This window comes from Streptomyces nigra, from assembly GCF_003074055.1.
In the GTDB taxonomy this organism is placed as follows: domain Bacteria; phylum Actinomycetota; class Actinomycetes; order Streptomycetales; family Streptomycetaceae; genus Streptomyces; species Streptomyces nigra.
The window spans coordinates 7,269,865-7,286,895 of sequence record NZ_CP029043.1 but is presented as its reverse complement, the minus strand read 5'-3'; the positions used below and the strand labels follow the sequence as shown (position 1 = coordinate 7,286,895).

Below are 17,031 nucleotides of genomic sequence, written 5' to 3'. Positions count from 1 at the left end.
TTGCGAACCGTGGCGGTCCCGCCACTGTCCGGCCGTCCCCGCGCGCGCGAGCCTTGGTGGTGGCAACAAGAAGGGACACCCACTCATGACTCGCATCGCCATCAACGGTTTCGGCCGCATCGGACGCAACGTGCTGCGCGCCCTGCTGGAGCGCGACAGCGCCCTCGAGATCGTCGCCGTCAACGACCTGACCGAGCCCGCCACGCTCGCCCGGCTGCTGGCCTTCGACAGCACGGCCGGCCGGCTCGGGCGTCCGGTGACGGTCGACGGGGACACCCTCGTGGTCGACGGGCGGCGCATCAAGGTCCTGGCCGAGCGTGAGCCGGCGCAGCTGCCCTGGGCCGAGCTCGGCGTGGACATCGTCCTGGAGGCCACCGGCCGGTTCACCTCGGCGAAGGCGGCCCGCGCGCACCTGGACGCCGGCGCCCGCAAGGTGCTGGTGAGCGCGCCGTCGGACGGCGCGGACGTCACCCTCGCCTACGGCGTCAACTCCGACTCGTACGACGCGGAGCTGCACACGATCGTCTCGAACGCCTCGTGCACCACGAACGCGCTGGCCCCGCTGGCCAAGGTGCTGAACGACCTCGCCGGGATCGAGCACGGCTTCATGACGACGGTGCACGCCTACACCCAGGAGCAGAACCTCCAGGACGGCCCGCACCGCGACGCCCGCCGCGCCCGCGCCGCCGGCGTCAACATCGTCCCGACCACCACCGGCGCCGCGAAGGCGATCGGCCTGGTCCTGCCGGAGCTCGACGGCAAGCTGTCCGGCGACTCGATCCGCGTACCGGTGCCGGTCGGCTCGATCGTCGAGCTGAACACGACCGTGGCGCGGGACGTGACCCGCGAGGACGTGCTGGAGGCCTACCGCACGGCGGCCGAGGGCCCGCTCGCCGGTGTCCTGGAGTACTCCGAGGACCCGCTGGTGTCCTCCGACATCACCGGCAACCCCGCCTCGTCGATCTTCGACTCGGCCCTGACCCGCGTCGACGGCCGCCACGTCAAGGTGGTCGCCTGGTACGACAACGAGTGGGGCTTCTCCCACCGCGTGATCGACACCCTGGAACTGCTGGCCGCTCGCTGAGCATCGGCGGACTGAAGCGCCGGGCGGCCGACGACCGCCCGGCGCTTCGTCGTACGGGTACCGAGGCCGCCGTCGACGTTCCAGGTCGCGCCGGTGACGAAGCTCGCCTCCGGGGACGCCAGGAACGCGACCACGTGCGCGATCCCCACCGGTTCCGCGATCCGGCCGAACGGCTGCACGAAGGCCAGGTGTGCCCAGGCCGCCACCGGGTTCGGGCCGGGAGTCGTGCTGGGCGGCCATCGGCGGGGTGCGGCAGCCGGCGCAGACCGCGTTGACACGGATGCCGTCCGGGGCGGCTTCGAGGGCGAGGGTGCGGGTCAGTCCGAGCACGCCCGCCTTGGCCGCGGCCAGGCGCGGTGCCAGGCGCCGGGAGCCCGGCCCGATCGACAAGCCCCCCTGGGCCGTGTCCGCAAAGTCCCGCCTGCCGTTCGACGCCCGGCACGCCCTACGGGCGGACGACGCGACTTTACGGACACGACCTAGGACACGCCCGTCTCCGCGCGGGCCGGAGCGGCCCCCGCTCCCCCGTCTCGCACATGGGTCCCGGCGTCGGCCGACTCCTCGCCGAGGCCCAGCCGGTACCGGAGCAGGAGCAGGGCCGTGGTGTCGGCGACGGGGGCGAGGCGTTCCAGCAGGGTGCGGATGGCGGGGTCGTCGCCGGCCCGTACGGCCTGGACGATTCCGCTGATCAGGGCGCGTACGGGCGCCGGAACGGGGTGGGTGTCGTCGAGCGGGGAGAGCGTTGGTCTGCAGTCCATGCCTCCGTGTACCCGGTGCGCACATGGCCAGAGTCACTCGTTCAGGCGATGTGGGGTGCGCGCGGGCTGCCGGACTCAGCCAAGCGGCCGTACGAGGAGCAGCGCGATGTCGTCCGGGTTCGGCGCCGGATGGCCCGCGTGGCCGAGCAGGGCGTCGGCCAGGGCGTCGAGGTCCTCGGGGGACGTGGCGGCGAGGCGGTCGGTGACGGCGGCGATCGCGTCGTCGATGTCGACACCGGGCCGCTCGACGAGGCCGTCGGTGTAGAGGGCGAGGACCGAGCCCGACGGGAGCGGGATGTCCACGGTGGCGTAGTCGGCCTCGGGGGTGATGCCGAGCAGGAGTCCGGCGGGGGCGGTCACGGGTTCGGCCCGGCCGTCCGGGTGCCGCAGGAGGGCCGGCGGATGCCCGGCGGTGGCCAACCGTGCGCTGTGCCCGGCCAGATCCAGATGGACGATGAGGCAGCTGACGAAGAGGCCCGGGTTCAGGTCGGCCAGGAGCCGGTTGGTGCGGGCGAGGATGTCGCCGGGCGAGGCGCCGGAGGTGGCGTGCGCGTGGACGGCGGTGCGGACCTGGCCCATGAGCGCGGCGGCCGTCGTGTTGTGCCCCTGGACGTCGCCGATCGCGGCGATGGCGCTCGTCGGGGTACGGCGGATGAGGTCGTAGAAGTCGCCGCCGATGTCCAGGCCATGGCTCGCGGGCCGATAGCGGGCGGCCGCGTCGAGGCCGGGGACGTTGCCCAGGCTGCGGGGCAGCAGGGCGTTCTGCAGGGTGTGGGCGAGGCTGTGTTTGGCGTCGTAGAGCCGGGCGCGGTCCAGGGCCTGCGCGATCAGCCCGGCCAGCGAGGTGAGCAGGGCCCGCTCGGCGGGCGGGAACGAGCGGGGCGCGTCGTAGGCGAGGACGAGGGAGCCCACGGGGCGGCCGGAGACGATGAGGGGCAGGAAGGCATAGGAGGCCATGTCGTCCTGGTGCCGTGCCGCCGGGTAGTCGCGCTGGAGGTCGGCGAAGCTCCGGTAGAAGCTGGCCTTGCCCGTGCTCACGGCGCGTACGGCCGGGGTGTCGGAGGTGAGGGACGCCGTCTCGAACCGGGAGATCAGCTCCCTGCCGTACCCCCGGTGCCCGGCGATGCGCAGGCGGCCGTCCTGCAGCATCAGCAGGGCGAGCGCGGCCGGGCCGAACGCGGGGACGATCTGGTCGGCCGCCAGCTCGACGACGTCCTTGACGCCGGCGGCCTCCGCGAGCGCGGCGGCGACATGGGTGAGGTGGTAGAGCGCCGCGGCGCCGACGGGTTCCGCCGGTGAGGGGGCCGGGGCGGTGGCGTGCGGGCCGGTGGATCCGTCGTCGGCGGGGGCGATGTGGACGCTGATGCCGGTGTCGTTCGGGTAGAGCCGGAAGGACAGCCGGGTGTCGGGCGGACGGGTGGCGGTGAAGGTGATGGGCCGGCGGGAGATCACCGCGGCCCGGTAGCGGTCCTCGAACAGCGGGTCGTGCAGCCAGAGCAGCACCTCCCAGGGCCGGTTGCCGAGGAGTGCGGCGGCTCCGGCGCCGACGAGTTCGGCGCCGGCCGGGTTGATGTAGGTGAGCCGCCCGTCGAGGTCGAGCGCACAGCACCCCACAGGCAGGCGCTCGGCGAACGCGAGGGCCGCCATCGCCCGCAGCGGGTCGGCGTCCTCCGCGTGGGGCGCGGTCAGCAGATGCGGGACATCCGGGATCTCGGGCAGATGGCCGCGGTCCGCCTCGCGCTGCAGGAACTGCGCCGCGCGGGCACACCCGGTGCCGATCGCCTCCCGCTCGGCGAGGCTGAGCTCCGGTGGATGCCACACCGGCCACAGCAGCACCACGCCGCCCCAGACAGGACCGCCGTCGGTGATCGGGGCGGCGGCGAGCATGAAGTCGTACGGCAGCACGAGGCCGAGCCGTGGATAGCGGTGGGCGGTCTCCTCCTGGCTGCCCAGCCAGATCAGCCGGCGTTCACGGATGGCGTCGACCACCGGGATCGCCGTGTTCATCGGGATCCGTGCCCAGGGCGCCGCGATCCGCCGCGACACGCCCGACACCAGCGCGAGGCGCAGCAACTGCTCGCCGGGCGCCGGCACGTACACCATCCCGACGGACGCCCCGGTGTCCCGGACCAGGTCGGCCAGCAGGGAGACGGGCAGTTCCGCGTGCGGACCGGAACCGCCGTCCGGCAGGTCCCGCACGGCGTCACCCGGTCCGCGCGCCACGCCGCACCACCTGGCGGTGCGCCGACCGTCGGTACCGCCGCCCGCGTGGGACGTCCGGCACGGAGGGCCGCGCCCCGCACCGACCGCGGCGCAGCACGTCACCCATATGCGGACAGTACGCCCACGGGCGGAGGTCGGCACCCTGACCGGAGCCCGGGGGTGCCCTGCCGAAGCGGGCCGCGCCCGGACGGGTGAGGTGGGCGGGGTGAGCGGCGTTTCGGGGTGCGGGGTCCTGCGGGGCGGCGCACCGTCGGTCGGGTGGGGGCGCGGGCCGTGGCCGGAACCGGTCGCCCGCGGATGCTCACAGGCGAGCGACGGCACCCGTCCGCGGAATTCCCGGAATAGCCCTGCGGGGAACGGGGGTTGGTGCCGTGGGCAGGACATTCTTGCGACGGAAGGCATGTCATGAAGATCGGCATCATCGGAGCCGGCCACATCGGCGGCAACCTCACGCGTCGCCTCACCGCGCTCGGGCACGACGTCTCGGTCGCGAACTCCCGTGGCCCCGAGACCTTGACGGAACTCGCCGAGGAGACCGGGGCCACGCCGGTACGTGCGGAGGAGGCGGCTCGGGGCGCCGAGATCGTCGTGGTCACCGTCCCTCTCAAGGCGGTCCCGGATCTGCCGTCCGGCCTGCTGGACGGGGCGGCCGAGGGCGTGGCGGTCATCGACACCGGCAACTACTACCCGCAGCGCGACGGCAGGATCGCCGGGATCGAGGACGAGGGGCTGACGGAGAGCCGCTGGACGGAACGCCAGATCGGGCACCCCGTGATCAAGGCGTTCAACGGCACCTACGCCCACGACCTCATCGACCGCGCCCGCCCCGAGGGCGCCCCCGACCGTATGGCGCTGCCCGTGGCGGGCGACGACGAGGCGGCCAAGCGCAAGGTGATGGCCCTGATCGAGGAGCTCGGCTTCGACGCCGTCGACGCGGGCGGCCTGGACGACTCCTGGCGCCAGCAGCCCGGTACCCCCGTGTACGGGCTGCGCGGCGGCGTCAAGGAGGTCCAGGACGCGCTGGCGGCGGCCTCGCCGGAGCGGCAGCCGGAGTTCCGCGGCTGAGGCTCCGGCGTTCTCCAGGCGCCCAGCGTCTGGCGCATCGGCGTTGAGTCAGGCGCCCAGCGTCTGCGCATCGGCGTTCTGTCAGGCGCCGAGCGTCTGGCGCAGGGCCGTGAGGCCGTCGCGGTAGATGCCCTGGAACAGGGCGGTCGCCTCCTCCTCGCTCACCCCGGCCGGGGTGAAGGTCCCGGACCACTCGACGCGTGAGCCGGTGCCGTCCACGTCGTGCACGGTGAGGGTGGAGCGGTAGCCGGTCACGGGGAAGGGCGCGTCGACGATCGAGTAGGTGTAGGTGCGCGCGTCGTCGTCGAACCGCTCCAGGCGTTCGACGATGACGCCGCCCTCCTCGTTGGTCAGGACACGGACGCGGCCGCCCTCCCTGAGCTCGCTGACGGGGATGTACGGCAGCCAGTCCGGCAGGGCGTCGAAGCCGCCGATGAGCTGCCAGACGGTATCGGCCGGTACGGGGAGGTCGATGGTCGCGGTCGTGCTCGTGCTCGTGCTCGTGGTCATGGTGGTACTCCGATGATCAGCGGGTCAGGCGGTCGGTACGGGGGCGTTCTCGGCGATCAGGCCCTCCTCGCGCAGCGCGGTCCAGAACGCGGCCGGGACGTCCGCGTCGAGGGCGGCGACGTCCTCGGCGATACGGCTGGGCCGGGTGGCTCCGGGGATGGCCGCGACCGTGGCGGGGTGGGCCAGGGAGAACTGGAGCGCGGCGGCCTTGACGGGGATGCCGTACTGCTCGGCGAGGGCCTTGATCCGGTCGACCTCGGCGAGGACCGCGGCCGGTGCCTTCTGGTACTCGAAGTGCTGTCCGCCCGCGAGGACACCGGAGCTGTAGGGGCCGCCGACGACGATGTCGACGCTCTGGGCCTCGGCGGCCGGCAGCAGGCGCTGCAGGGCGCGGTCGTGGTCGAGGAGGGTGTAGCGGCCGGCGAGCAGGAACGCGTCCGGCTTCGGCTCGTCCAGGTCGAGGGTCAGCTCCAGCGGCTCGACCCGGTTGACGCCCAGGCCCCACGCCTTGATGACGCCTTCGTCGCGCAGGCGCTGCAGGACGCGGAACGCGCCGGTGCGGGCGGACTCGTAGGCGGCCAGCCAGTCGTCGCCGTAGAAGTCCTGCGCGACGTCGTGGACCCAGACGATGTCGAGGCGGTCGGTCCGCAGACGGCGGAGGCTGTCCTCGATGGACCGCAGGGTCGCGTCGGCCGAGTAGTCGTTGATCATCTTGTTCGGCCGGCCGTGCTCGAAGAGGCCGCCCTTCTCGCCCAGGTCGCGGGCGGCGGGGTCCTCGGTCTCGTCGAGGATGACGCGCCCGACCTTGGTGCTGAGCACGAAGGCGTCGCGGGGGCGTCCCGCAAGGGCGTCGCCCAGGCGGATCTCGGACAGTCCGGCGCCGTAGAAGGGCGCGGTGTCGAAGTAGCGGATGCCCTGGTCCCAGGCGGCGTCGACGGTGGCGGCGGCCTCGTCGTCGGGGATGGCCCGGAACATGTTGCCCAGCGGGGCGGTGCCGAAGCCCAGACGGCCGGGCAGGAGGGACGTGATCGACATGGTGGTACCTCGTCGTGGTGCGGAAGACGGTGCGGTCTGCGGGCCGTCGGACGGAGGGGCCGGGGTCACCGGCCGGGCCTTCGACGACCTGACGTGTTCGACCGTAGGATCGGAACTTGAGACTGTCCAAGACTTGCTTGGACACACTTGAGTCCCTGGAGGTCTCACCATGCTCGACCTGCGCCAGATCCGGTACTTCGTGGCGGTCGCCGAGACCGAACACGTCGGCCAGGCCGCCGAGCGGCTGCACATCTCGCAGTCACCGCTCAGCCGGCAGATCGCGCAGCTGGAGAAGAGCCTCGGTCTGACGCTCTTCGAGCGCGGGCAGCAGCGGATCCGGCTCACCCGCGACGGCCAGGTCTTCCTGTCCGAGGCCAGGGCGCTGCTGCGGCACGCCGACCGCCTGGAGAACCTGGGCCGCCGGCTGGGCCGCGGCGAGGAGGGCGGCCTGTGCATCGGCTACATCGCCGACGCCATGCACACCGGTGTGCTGCCCGCGGCGCTGCGCTCCCTCAACGACGAGCGCCCCGGCATCCACGTCGCCCTCTACAGCCTGCCCCCCGCCGAACAGTTCGAGGGGCTGCGACAGCGCAGCCTCGACATCGCGCTCGTCCACGAGCCGCCGCCGTCCGAGGACCCGGACCTGACGGCCGCGCCCCTGCTGGAGGATCCGCTGCTGCTCGCCCTGCCCGCCGGGCATCCGCTCGCGGAGCGGCCGGAGCTGACGCCCGAGGACCTGGACGGGCAGCCGTGGATCGGCGTGGAGAATCCCCAGGATCCGGTCTGGCGGGACACGTTCGTCGCCTCGTGCGCCGCGTCCGGCTTCACCCCGGACATCCGCATGGACGCCGCCGAACCGCTGACCGCGCTCGGCCTGGTCGCCTCCGGGCTGGGGCTCGCCCTGGTGCAGCGGAGCATGGTGCGCGGCATGTCGGAGGCCGTCGCCGTCCGCGAACTCCCCTGGCACGACCGGTCGGTGCAGCTGTGGGCCGCCTGGCACCGGGTGGACCTGCGCCCGGTGGTCGCCTCCTTCCGCGCCCTCACCCTCGCGTCGGGACCGGTGAGCGCCGCCCGCGCGTGAGCGCGCCGGGCGTCAGCGCCCGATCTTGTCCAGCTCGGCGAGATCGCCGTCGGAGAGCGACAGGCCCGCTCCCGCGACGTTCTCCCGCAGGTGCGCCACCGACGAGGTGCCGGGGATCAGCAGGATGTTCGGCGACCGCCGCAGCAGCCAGGCCAGCGCGACCGACATCGGCGTCGCGTCCAGCCGAGCGGCCACGGCCGTCAGGGCGGACGCCTGGAGCGGGCTGAAGCCGCCGAGCGGGAAGAACGGCACGTAGGCGACGCCCTGCTCGGCGAGTTCGTCGATCAGCTCGTCGTCAGCGCGGTGGGCGAGGTTGTACATGTTCTGCACGCACACGATCGGCGCGATCGCGCGGGCCTCGGCGACCTGTTCGGCCGTCGCGTTGCTGACCCCGAGGTGCCGGATCAGGCCCTGACGCTGAAGGTCGACGAGCGTGTCGAACGGCTCCGCGAGCGATCCGGGGACGGCCCCCCGCGCGTCGCCCAGCCGCAGGTTGACGACGTCCAGCGTGTCGAGGCCGAGGCGGTCCAGGTTCGCCTCGACGGCCCGGCGCAGCTCCTCCGGCCTGCGCGCCGGAGGCCAGCCGCCGTCCGCGTCCCGGACCGCGCCGACCTTGGTGACGAGGTGCAGGGCGTCGGGGTACGGATGCAACGCCTCGCGGATCAACTCGTTGGTGACGTGGGGGCCGTACGCGTCGGCCGTGTCGATGTGCGTGATGCCGAGGCGGACGGCCTCGCGCAGCACGGCGAGGGCGCCCTGGCGGTCGGCGGGCGGGCCCATGACACCGGGGCCGGCCAACTGCATGGCGCCGTAGCCGAACCGGGTGACGGTCAGATCTCCCAGGGTCCAGGCGCCTCCGGGGAGCGAGGCGGAGGGGGTGGTCATGATGGGCCTTTCGGGTCGGGTCCGGGACTGGTGCCTGACGGCGCCTTGCACCACTATTGGTTCGCTGCTTCCTGTAGGGAAGTAGGCACTTCGAAGTGCGTAGGGCACCCGACGGTGGGAGGAACGGTCCATGGTGACGACGGCGGAGGAGCAGCGGCAGGCTCAGACCAAGGCGGAGTACGACGCCTTCCTCGCGGCCTGTCCCAGTCGCCGACTCCTCGACCGGATCTCCGGGAAGTGGGTCACGCTGGTCCTGGCCGCGCTCGGCAGCGGCGACGCGCCCCGGCCGGGCGCCGACTGCGCCGACGGGCCCCGGGCGATGCGCTACTCCGAGCTGCAGCGCCTGCTGGCCGGCGTCAGCCAGAAGATGCTCACCCAGACGCTGCGTTCGCTGGAGCGCGACGGTCTGGTGTCGCGCACCGTCGTGCCGACAGTCCCCGTCACGGTGTCGTACGAACTCACCGACCTGGGGCTGTCGCTGTACAGGATGATGCGCGGCATCAAGACGTGGGCCGAGGCTCACATGGACGAGGTGCTGGCCCACCGCGAGACCTACGACGCGCACGGCGCCTGACGCTGTGCCCCCTATCCGACCAGGCGGCGGCGCCAGTCCAGTGGGGTGACGGTGATGGCGCGGCCCGGGTCGCCGTCCCACTCCGTGTGGAGGCCCACCCCGTCGAGCGCGGCGACGATCTCGTGGCCTGTCGCCTCCGTGGTCTCGGACGAGCCGTCGAAGCCGCCGTAGAGCAGCATCAGTCCATGGCCGGCCGTGGCGGAGTCCGTGCACTGGGAGTGGAAGAAGACATACCCGCGGGCGTCGGGGTCGCCCGCGGCGCCGATCTCGGACTCGCCGCAGTTGCGGCAGCAGGCGAAGTTCTCGCGGGCGGTGATGCCGGCCTCCTGGAGGGCCGTGAACGCGCGGGTGAGCCGCTCGGGATCGGTCTCGCCCTGCCACGTGGCCTGTTCGGCGACGCGCTCGAGCCACAGTCGGTCGGCCAGCGCGATCGCCTGCTCGTGGGACACGGGGCGGCGGTCGTCGGTGACCAGGTGGTCCTCGGCGAGTTCGGCCAGTTCGGCCCGCGTGGCATAGCCGCCGGCCAGCGTCTCGCGTACGCGCTCCTCCAATGCGACACGCTCGTCGTCGGAGAGGTCGAGCGGCGGGACGTCCTGGACCGGTCCCATGTCGAGCCGCGACCAGGTCAGGCCGTCGTGCCATCCGGGCTGGCGGCGTGCCCAGCCCGTGAGCGCCGTGGCGACCGCCTCGGGCGTGTCGGCCGTTGCCTGGAAGTGCCGGTCTGCCGCGCCGTCGCGGTGCTCCACCGTGTAGGCGCCGCCGGCCTGGTGCCAGACCTGGGCGAAGACGTCGGGCAGGTCGGGTATGCGCTGGACGACCAGGAACCGGTCGCCGTCACCGCCGATGCGCCGGACGAGCCCGTCCAGTTCCTCGGCCGACACGCGCACGTGCTGCTGCCAGTTCTCCGTCTCCACCTTGATCTCGAGCATGCCCAGACTCTGGCACACGCCACTGACAACGGGACTGGGTGGGTTGGCGACCGCCGTGCGCCCTGCCTCGGTGAGACACCCCCTATGCCGTCAGGTCCGCGGCGACCGACCCGGCCCACTCCTCGATCTGAGCGAAGTCGCGGAAGTCGCCGCCCTTCCCGCTGCGCAGGATCATCCGGGCGACCCGGCCCCTGGCCCCCTCCGACAGGCAGCCGCCGAAGGTGATGTGGCCCTCGGCGTCCACCCGGTCCATCGCGCGCTTCACCCCGGGCACCGGGGGAATGTCGCGCTCGGAGGCCGACGGGTCCAGCGGGCCGCTGCTGAACAGCCACACCGGACGGCCGGCCAGGTCCGCGCGGTGCCGCCGGACGAACCGGCGGGCGTCCTTGTGCCAGCGTCCCGCGTACAGTCCGCCGCCGACCACGACGGCGTCGTAGCCGGACACGCTCTCCACCGTGCGGGCGGGCAGCGCCTCGGCGGTGAGGCCCTCCTTGCCCAGTACGTCGGCGACGGTCTCGGCGATCCGTGCCGTCGAGCCGTTCGTCGTCCCGTAGGCGACCAGCACCTTGGTGGTCATGGTCCTTGCCCTCCTGTCCACTCTCGGGTCACGGCCCGCGGAGCCAGTCGTGCGCGAAGCCGTGCAGGGCCGGTTCCTCGGGGCGGGTGTGCGCGTCGTCCAGGCGGTAGGACAGCTGGTTCACCACCGCCACCACGCCGTCGATCTGACGGGTCATCGACACGGCGATCTCCGTCTCGCTGCGGCGTTCCAGGTGGCCCGCCAGCGTGACCACGCCCTCCACGACGGTGACCGTGACAGCGCGCGGCGGCAGCCACAGGGCGCCCACCAGCACCTCGTCGACGACCTCGGCGCGGATGTCCTCGTCCGGCCGCAGGAAGACCTGGAGCAGGTCGCGGCGGGTCACGATGCCGACGAGGCGGTTCTCCTCGTCGAGGACGGGCAGCCGTTCCACCCGGTGCCATGCCATGGTCCGGGCCGCCTCCACGATGGTGTCGTCGGCGTGGACGGTGATCGGGGGCTCGGTCATCAACTGCCCGGCGGTGCGGGCCTCGGCCTTCGCGCCGCGCCGGCGTCCGGCGCGGGTCAGCCGGTCGAGGCCGAACCGCTTTCCGGTGCCGGGCTCGGCGGCCTGGCGGGCCAGCAGGTCGGTCTCGGAGAGGACGCCGAGGACCATCTCGTCGTCGTCCACGACGGGGAGTCCGCTGATGTGGTGCCGGTCGAGCAGCCGGGCGACTTCCTTGAACGGGGTGCCGTACTCGGCGCGGACGACGTCCGTGGTCATGACCGAGCCGACCTTGTCGTGTTTCATCGGGGGCCTCCTCGGCGGAGTCGGCGCAGATACGGGTCCTGGGGCGCGCGGGGCACCAGGCGCACCCGCGCGTCGAGCACGGTGACGCTCTCCGGGGTCGCGAGCACCGGGTTGAAGTCGGCCTCGGCGAGCTGCGGCAGGTCGGCCGCCATCCGGGACAGGCGCAGCAGCAGTTGTTCGAGGCCGGCGAGGTCGGCGGGCCGTGCGCCGTCCGCGCCGAGGAGGAGTGGGGCGCACCGGGCGGCCGTGATCAGGTCGTGCACGTCGTGGTCGGTGAGCGGGGCGAGGCGGGCGGCGTGGTCGGCGAGGACGTCGCTGGCGGTGCCGCCGAGCCCGAAGAGGACGAGCGGGCCGAAGACCTCGTCCTGCACGACACCGGCGAACAGCTCGGTGCCCCGGTCGGCGAGCGGCTGGATCAGGACGCCCTCCAGCAGCCCGGCGAAGCGGGTCTCCAGGTCGCGGAAGGCGGCCCGGACCTGGGAGTCACCCCGTAGGTCGAGATGGACGGCGTGCTCGGCGCTCTTGTGCACCAGTCCGGGCCAGTGGCCCTTCATCACGACGCGTCCGTCGAAGCCGCGCAGCCGCTCGGCGGCCAGGACGGCGTCCTCCTCGGTCTCGGCCCAGGCCCAGGGCGCCTGGGGGATGCCGTAGCAGCCGAGGAGTTCGGCGACGTCCCGCGGATGCAGCCAGCCGCCGTCCGGGTGCCGGTCGAGGTACCTGTCGGCGACGGCGCGGGCTCGGCCGGTCTCGACGCCGTCGAGGGCGGGGACCGTGCCGAGGGGGCGGGCGAGCCATGCGGCACGGCGGGCGGCGTGCGCCAACGCCCGTGCGGCCGCCTGGGGTTCGGCGTAGGAGGGGACGGTGGTGCCGTCGGCGGCGGGCAGCAGTTCGACGGGCAGGGCCTGTTCGAGGCGTACGGCGACGACCGGCCTGGGGCGCCGTCCGGACCGGGTGAGAGCCCGGACCAGGTCGTCACCGGTGGCGGCGGCGAGCGCGGTGGGGACGAGGGCGACGACGACGGCGTCCACGGCACGGTGGCGCAGGAGCCGGTCCACGCAGGTGGTCAGCTGGTCCTCGGTGACGGCGGCGGTGACGTCGACGGGGTTGCCGGTGACGGCGTCGGCGGGCAGGTCGTCCGCGAGGTCCGTGGTGAGTTCGGGGAGCTGGAGCCCGGCCTCGGCGCAGGCGTCGGCGGTGAGGACGCCAGCGCCGCCCGCGTTGGTGACGACGGCGACACGGGGTCCGGCGGGCAGCGGCTGGGAGTGCATCAGCGCGGCGGTTTCCAGGAGTTCGCCGCAGGAGCGGGTCGCCGTGATGCCGGCCTGGGTGAACAGCGCGGCGCGTGTCATGGTCCGGGTCGCGGCGGCCGCGGTGTGGGAGGCGGCGGCACGCCGGCCGGCCTCGGTGCGGCCCGCGTCGACGGTGAGGACCGGCATCCGGCGGGCCACACGCCGGGCGGTGCGGGAGAAGGCGCGCGGGCTGCCGAAGGACTCCAGGTACAGCAGGGCGAGGTCGGTGCGGCCGTCGCTCTCCCACCACTGGAGCATGTCGTTGCCGCTGACGTCGTACTTGTCGCCGAGCGAGGCGAAGGTGGAGACGCCGGTGCCGAGCCGGGACAGCCCGTCGAGCAGCGCGATGCCCACCCCGCCGGACTGCACGGCCACACCGGCCGTACCGGCGCTCGGGGGACGCGGGGCGAACGTGGCGTACAGGCGCAGTTCCGGGTCGGTGTTCGCGAGGCCGAGGCAATGGGGGCCGACCAGGCGCATGCCGTGGGACCGGCAGGTGTCGAGCAGTTCGCGGCCCTGTACGGCGTCCAGTCCGCCGGTGACGACGAGGACGGCCCGTACGCCGGACTTGCCGCACTCCTCGGCGGCCGCGGGGATCGCGTCGGCGGGGACGGCCAGCACCGCGAGGTCGGGTGTCACGGGCAGCGCGTCCACCGAGGGGTGGCAGGGGACGCCGAGGAGGGACCGTGCGGTGGGGTGCACGGCGAAGAGGCGGCCCGTGTAGCCGCCGGAGCGCAGCTGGTGCAGGATCGCCCGGCCCGTCGAGCCCGGCCGGCGGCCGGCGCCGATCACGGCGACGGTCCGGGGGCGCAGGAGTGGTTCGAGGCTGAGGACGTCGGCGGTACGGCCGCGTTCCTCGACGGCGGTGAGGTAGGTGTCGCTCTGGTCGAGGGTGATGACGCACCGGACCTCGGGGCCGTCGAAGTGGCGGGCGGTGCGCAGGCCGAGGCCGGCGAAGAGCCGGAGCACCTCGTGGTTCTCGCTGAGCGCGTCGGCGGCGAAGGTGGTGATGCCGTGGGCGCGGGCGGCGGAGACGAGGTGCTCGACGAGGAGGGTGCCGATGCCGCGGTGGTGCAGATGGTCGGCGACCGCGAGGGAGACCTCGGCCCGGTCCGCCTCCGCGGTGCCGCCCGTGTCGTACTCGGCGAGTCCGACGACGTCGCCGCCGGTCTCGGCCAGCAGGGCGAGGTGTCCTGGGCGGGGTGGCCCGCAGGTCCGGTCGGCGGCGGCCTCGGCGGAGCCCCGGCCGGCGGTGAAGAACCGCAGGCGCAGGTTCTCCGGGGACATGGCGTCGTACAGGGCGCGGATCCGGTCGTGGTCGGCCGGCCCGGCCGGGCGGATGCCCACGGTGGTGCCGTCCGCCAGGAGGGCGTGGGCGGTGGGCCGGCCGGGCGTGTCGTCCTTCATCGCTCCCCCTGCTGCTGTCCTCGGTGGTCTGCGGTCTTCTACGGTGTTCTGCGGTCTTCTACGGTGTTCTCCGTCGTGGGCCGGTGCGGCCCGGGTGCCGTCCGTCAGTGGTGCGGGACGACGGTGACCGGTGCCACGGCGTGGTGGAGGACGGCGTGGGTCACCGGGCCGATGTGCGCGCCGAACGGGCGGCGGCGGATACGGCGGCCGACGACCACCAGGGACGCCTCACGGGAGACGTCCACGAGCCGTGCTCCGGGGCTTCCGGCGGGCACTTCCTCGCTGACCTCGACGTCGGGGAACTTCTGCCGCCAGGGCTTCAGCGCGTCGGCGAGCAGGGCGGCCTGCTGCCGGACGATCTCGTCCTGGAGTTCGATGTCGACGGTCAGGCCGTAGACGTAGTACGGCGGGAGGTTCCAGCCGTGGAGCACCCGCAGCCGGGTGCCGCGGCGCGCGGCCTCTTCGAACGCGAACTCGATCAGCGTCCCGTCGGGGCTGTTCGCGTCGAGTCCGAGGACGACGGGCCGGAACGGCGTCTCGGTCGACGGCAGCCCGTCGGCGTCCTGCTCGTGCTCGTCGGTGGCCTGTTCACCGGCCCGGACGAGGACGACGGGGCGTTCCGAATGAGCGGCCACCGACAGTCCGACGGAGCCGACCATGAACCCGCCGATCCCGCTCAGGCCGCGCGAGCCGAGCACGACGAGTTCGGCCTCCTTCGCCGCGTCCAGCAGGGCTTCGGTGGCGTCGCCCGTGCGCTGCTCGATGGTCAGCTCCATGTCGGGGTGGCGCAGCCGGATCGCGTCGGCGGCCTCGCGCGGCATGCGCTCGGCCCAGTTCTGCTGGGTCTCGGCGCCGAGGAGCGGGGCCTGGGCCATGGGCGGAGGGATGGGCTCCCAGACATGGACGATGGTCAACGGCAGTCCGCGCAGCCGCGCCTCGCGGGCCGCCCAATCGGTCGCGGACCGGCTCTCGGATGAACCGTCCAGACCTGCGACAACAGTGCGGAACATGATGCTGCCTCCTGATCCGATCTCTGCTTCCAGGGTCGTTCGCGGGTGGGCGGGGGGGCAGGGGCCGCTGGTCCCCGGACCGGGACCGACCGGCCCAACGGCCCCGGGTCAGCGCAGCCAGGGGTGACGGGCGACGAACGGCAGCCGGGCCCAGGCGTGGCCGAGCCCCCGGGCGGCGCCGGCCCGGCAGCGGCGAGCGCGATCCGGACGACGGCGCAGACGAGGTGGTAGTCGGCGAAGGGGTTGGTCGACATGCTCGGCGAGCCGTCGCACAGATGCCGGGCGGGGGCCACTCGGCCATCCACATCAGGGCCGTCATCACGGTGCCGGCGACGGCGACGAGCCGCAGTGCGACGCCGAGGGCGAGCAGCCCGAGCATGAACAGCCAGTCCGCCCAGGCGTCACCGGCCCAGGAGGGGAAGACCGACTCCATCGGACCGACCGCGACCCCGCCGAGGAAGCCGCGTGTCGGGGAGCCTCCGTCGAGCCACTCCCTGCCGGACGGGGTGGCGTGGCCGAGGCCGAAGGTCTTGTCCAGGAAGGCCCACAGGAGGACGAAGCCGGTGAGCAGCCGCAGCCCGGCGAGGACGCACGCGCTCACGGCGGTACGGCCGACCGCGGCCTCGCCGGTGGCGGACTCGGCGGTGGCGGACTCGGCGGTGGACTCGCGCGCGGGCGAGAATCGCAGACCGGCGTGCCGGTGTGACGGATCGTGCACAGCCATGATCTTCATCCCCCTCGGGACGGATGCGCCGTCGACGTCGTCCACTCTCCCGGTGGGGACATGGCGTGACGCGGTGCCGAAGGCGACGGTCCGGGGGGCTGAACGGCCCTACCGCGTGGGTACGTTCGGACCCACGGACGCCGATTCCGCGCCAGGGCGCTCGGCGCGTGCGACCTGTCAGCGGTCGCCGGAGTCCTGCCGCTCGGCGGGGGCGATACGGCGGCCCGTGAGGCGTGCGGGCCTCAGCGTGATCCACAACTCCCGTTCCCCGCCCACCCAGGGCATGGTGTGCGCGTTCTCGGTGAGCCGCCGGGCCGTGCCGGCGTCCGTGACCGCGTTCGCGGGTCCCACGGCCAGCACGCTCCAGCCCTGGCTGAGGGTCTCGTCCACGTGGTCCACCTCGAAGGCGACCTCCGTCCCGGCGGCCGCCGCGACGACCGAACCGGGTTCCGTCCGGAAGGCGATCATGTCGTCGACGATCTCGTAGTTGACCGGGACGATCGCCGGGCGCCCGGCGGACTCCGTCACCCCGACGCGCCCCACTCCGTGCGTCGACAGCAGCGTGCGGCAGGAGTCCAGGTCCAGGTCGCTCACCTCCGGGCGGAGCAGGGCGTGCCCCTGGCCGGGCGGCAGGTCCGCGCCTCCGCCGCGCAGCGCCGTCGCCGTGGTGCCGAGGACGTCGGCGAGGCGGGTGAGGGTGGCCGCGGTCGGGTCGGCGGGGTGTTCCTCCAGGTAGGCCAGGTAGTCCGGGGACATACGGGCCCGGGCGGCCGTCTCCTCGCGGCTGAGCCCGTGCCGGCGGCGCGCGGCGACCAGGCGGCGGCCCATGTCGCCCGGGTTGGGGGCCCTCCCCCGGGGCTCCGTGCGCCCGGTGCCGGACCCGGCGCCGGGCTCCTCCTGCTCGAGGTGGTGGACGTGCGCGTCGGGGCCGGGGAAGACGAGGGTCACCTCGTCGGTGTCCGACCAGCGCACGTCGTAGGGGGGCGTCCCGTCCTCGTGGTGCAGCCCGACGATCTCGCCGTCGCGTTTTGCGGCGCCGGTGGACGGGCTCTCGATGACCAGTTGATCTCCGACGTGTGCTCGCATGGCCGTCGCCCTTCCTCCCGGTGGTGCGCGGTGGTGCGTGATG

At 73.6% G+C, this 17,031-nt stretch carries 15 protein-coding genes and 3 pseudogenes; 4 read left to right on the top strand and 14 right to left on the bottom strand.

Annotated features, from left to right (window positions below; all coding sequences use genetic code 11):
• The first annotated feature begins 85 nt into the window (after nucleotides 1-85).
• A complete protein-coding gene (gene gap, locus DC008_RS33495) occupies nucleotides 86-1,084 on the top strand; it encodes a type I glyceraldehyde-3-phosphate dehydrogenase (protein WP_108710232.1) in 999 nt (332 codons plus the stop codon).
• Between the two features lie 74 nt (nucleotides 1,085-1,158).
• Here the strand turns inward: gap and DC008_RS36510 are convergent.
• The 4 genes and pseudogenes from DC008_RS36510 to DC008_RS33480 form a co-directional block, all read right to left on the bottom strand.
• Nucleotides 1,159-1,263, bottom strand: a pseudogene (locus tag DC008_RS36510) (SDR family oxidoreductase); the annotation flags it as partial.
• Nucleotides 1,264-1,318: 55 nt separating this feature from the next.
• Nucleotides 1,319-1,474, bottom strand: a pseudogene (locus tag DC008_RS36505) (SDR family oxidoreductase); the annotation flags it as partial.
• Between the two features lie 89 nt (nucleotides 1,475-1,563).
• Nucleotides 1,564-1,842: a hypothetical protein gene (locus DC008_RS36150; RefSeq protein ID WP_235072603.1), complete on the bottom strand. Its 279-nt coding sequence runs from the start codon at nucleotides 1,840-1,842 to the stop codon at nucleotides 1,564-1,566.
• Nucleotides 1,843-1,917: 75 nt separating this feature from the next.
• Nucleotides 1,918-4,065 (bottom strand): SpoIIE family protein phosphatase, encoded by a 2,148-nt coding sequence (locus tag DC008_RS33480; protein ID WP_382110946.1) that lies wholly within the window; start codon nucleotides 4,063-4,065, stop codon nucleotides 1,918-1,920.
• Between the two features lie 405 nt (nucleotides 4,066-4,470).
• Between DC008_RS33480 and DC008_RS33475 the strand changes: the two genes are divergently transcribed.
• On the top strand, nucleotides 4,471-5,130 hold the full coding sequence (locus DC008_RS33475) for an NADPH-dependent F420 reductase (RefSeq protein ID WP_108710229.1): 660 nt from the start codon (nucleotides 4,471-4,473) through the stop codon (nucleotides 5,128-5,130).
• An 81-nt stretch (nucleotides 5,131-5,211) separates the two neighbouring features.
• Here the strand turns inward: DC008_RS33475 and DC008_RS33470 are convergent, their stop codons facing one another.
• Both DC008_RS33470 and DC008_RS33465 read right to left on the bottom strand, forming a co-directional pair.
• Nucleotides 5,212-5,640: an SRPBCC family protein gene (locus DC008_RS33470; protein ID WP_108710228.1), complete on the bottom strand. Its 429-nt coding sequence runs from the start codon at nucleotides 5,638-5,640 to the stop codon at nucleotides 5,212-5,214.
• A gap of 24 nt (nucleotides 5,641-5,664) precedes the next feature.
• Nucleotides 5,665-6,675 (bottom strand): aldo/keto reductase, encoded by a 1,011-nt coding sequence (locus tag DC008_RS33465; RefSeq protein WP_108710227.1) that lies wholly within the window; start codon nucleotides 6,673-6,675, stop codon nucleotides 5,665-5,667.
• A 169-nt stretch (nucleotides 6,676-6,844) separates the two neighbouring features.
• Here DC008_RS33465 and DC008_RS33460 point away from each other — a divergent pair, with 169 nt between their 5' ends.
• On the top strand, nucleotides 6,845-7,756 hold the full coding sequence (locus DC008_RS33460; RefSeq protein ID WP_108710226.1) for a LysR substrate-binding domain-containing protein: 912 nt from the start codon (nucleotides 6,845-6,847) through the stop codon (nucleotides 7,754-7,756).
• 12 nt (nucleotides 7,757-7,768) lie between these two features.
• On the opposite strand, the gene DC008_RS33455 is transcribed toward DC008_RS33460, so the two are convergent.
• Complete coding sequence (locus DC008_RS33455) at nucleotides 7,769-8,641, bottom strand: aldo/keto reductase family oxidoreductase (RefSeq protein WP_108710225.1); 873 nt, start codon at nucleotides 8,639-8,641, stop codon at nucleotides 7,769-7,771.
• 130 nt (nucleotides 8,642-8,771) lie between these two features.
• On the opposite strand from DC008_RS33455, the gene DC008_RS33450 reads away from it, so the two are divergent.
• On the top strand, nucleotides 8,772-9,215 hold the full coding sequence (locus DC008_RS33450) for a winged helix-turn-helix transcriptional regulator (RefSeq protein ID WP_108710224.1): 444 nt from the start codon (nucleotides 8,772-8,774) through the stop codon (nucleotides 9,213-9,215).
• A gap of 11 nt (nucleotides 9,216-9,226) precedes the next feature.
• Here the strand turns inward: DC008_RS33450 and DC008_RS33445 are convergent, their stop codons facing one another.
• From DC008_RS33445 to DC008_RS33415, 7 genes and pseudogenes are all read right to left on the bottom strand, one after another.
• Nucleotides 9,227-10,144: a DUF6891 domain-containing protein gene (locus tag DC008_RS33445; protein ID WP_108710223.1), complete on the bottom strand. Its 918-nt coding sequence runs from the start codon at nucleotides 10,142-10,144 to the stop codon at nucleotides 9,227-9,229.
• Between the two features lie 82 nt (nucleotides 10,145-10,226).
• Entirely contained in the window at nucleotides 10,227-10,721 is a 495-nt protein-coding gene (locus tag DC008_RS33440; RefSeq protein ID WP_108710222.1) for a flavodoxin domain-containing protein, read from the bottom strand.
• 28 nt (nucleotides 10,722-10,749) lie between these two features.
• On the bottom strand, nucleotides 10,750-11,472 hold the full coding sequence (locus DC008_RS33435; protein WP_108710221.1) for a CBS domain-containing protein: 723 nt from the start codon (nucleotides 11,470-11,472) through the stop codon (nucleotides 10,750-10,752).
• Entirely contained in the window at nucleotides 11,469-14,168 is a 2,700-nt protein-coding gene (locus DC008_RS33430) for a bifunctional acetate--CoA ligase family protein/GNAT family N-acetyltransferase (RefSeq protein WP_108710220.1), read from the bottom strand. The genes DC008_RS33435 and DC008_RS33430 overlap by 4 nt, the downstream gene beginning before the upstream one ends.
• A 104-nt stretch (nucleotides 14,169-14,272) precedes the next feature.
• Nucleotides 14,273-15,178, bottom strand: a complete 906-nt coding sequence (locus tag DC008_RS33425; protein ID WP_108710219.1) for a universal stress protein — start codon at nucleotides 15,176-15,178, stop codon at nucleotides 14,273-14,275.
• Between the two features lie 108 nt (nucleotides 15,179-15,286).
• Nucleotides 15,287-15,902 (bottom strand): annotated as a pseudogene (locus tag DC008_RS36145) (hypothetical protein).
• Nucleotides 15,903-16,079: 177 nt separating this feature from the next.
• Complete coding sequence (locus DC008_RS33415; RefSeq protein ID WP_108710218.1) at nucleotides 16,080-16,988, bottom strand: DUF1918 domain-containing protein; 909 nt, start codon at nucleotides 16,986-16,988, stop codon at nucleotides 16,080-16,082.
• Nucleotides 16,989-17,031 lie beyond the last annotated feature (43 nt).

Excerpts from the sequence above, each read along its gene's own strand:
- DC008_RS33460 (WP_108710226.1), top strand. The coding sequence starts at position 6,845 with ATGCTCGACCTGCGCCAGATCCGGTACTTCGTGGCGGTCGCCGAGACC.
- DC008_RS33465 (WP_108710227.1), bottom strand. The coding sequence starts at position 6,675 with ATGTCGATCACGTCCCTCCTGCCCGGCCGTCTGGGCTTCGGCACCGCC.
- DC008_RS33430 (WP_108710220.1), bottom strand. The coding sequence starts at position 14,168 with ATGAAGGACGACACGCCCGGCCGGCCCACCGCCCACGCCCTCCTGGCG.
- DC008_RS33440 (WP_108710222.1), bottom strand. The coding sequence starts at position 10,721 with ATGACCACCAAGGTGCTGGTCGCCTACGGGACGACGAACGGCTCGACG.
- DC008_RS33425 (WP_108710219.1), bottom strand. The coding sequence starts at position 15,178 with ATGTTCCGCACTGTTGTCGCAGGTCTGGACGGTTCATCCGAGAGCCGG.
- DC008_RS33445 (WP_108710223.1), bottom strand. The coding sequence starts at position 10,144 with ATGCTCGAGATCAAGGTGGAGACGGAGAACTGGCAGCAGCACGTGCGC.
- DC008_RS33415 (WP_108710218.1), bottom strand. The coding sequence starts at position 16,988 with ATGCGAGCACACGTCGGAGATCAACTGGTCATCGAGAGCCCGTCCACC.
- DC008_RS33455 (WP_108710225.1), bottom strand. The coding sequence starts at position 8,641 with ATGACCACCCCCTCCGCCTCGCTCCCCGGAGGCGCCTGGACCCTGGGA.
- DC008_RS33435 (WP_108710221.1), bottom strand. The coding sequence starts at position 11,472 with ATGAAACACGACAAGGTCGGCTCGGTCATGACCACGGACGTCGTCCGC.
- DC008_RS36150 (WP_235072603.1), bottom strand. The coding sequence starts at position 1,842 with ATGGACTGCAGACCAACGCTCTCCCCGCTCGACGACACCCACCCCGTT.
- DC008_RS33450 (WP_108710224.1), top strand. The coding sequence starts at position 8,772 with ATGGTGACGACGGCGGAGGAGCAGCGGCAGGCTCAGACCAAGGCGGAG.
- gap (WP_108710232.1), top strand. The coding sequence starts at position 86 with ATGACTCGCATCGCCATCAACGGTTTCGGCCGCATCGGACGCAACGTG.
- DC008_RS33475 (WP_108710229.1), top strand. The coding sequence starts at position 4,471 with ATGAAGATCGGCATCATCGGAGCCGGCCACATCGGCGGCAACCTCACG.
- DC008_RS33470 (WP_108710228.1), bottom strand. The coding sequence starts at position 5,640 with ATGACCACGAGCACGAGCACGAGCACGACCGCGACCATCGACCTCCCC.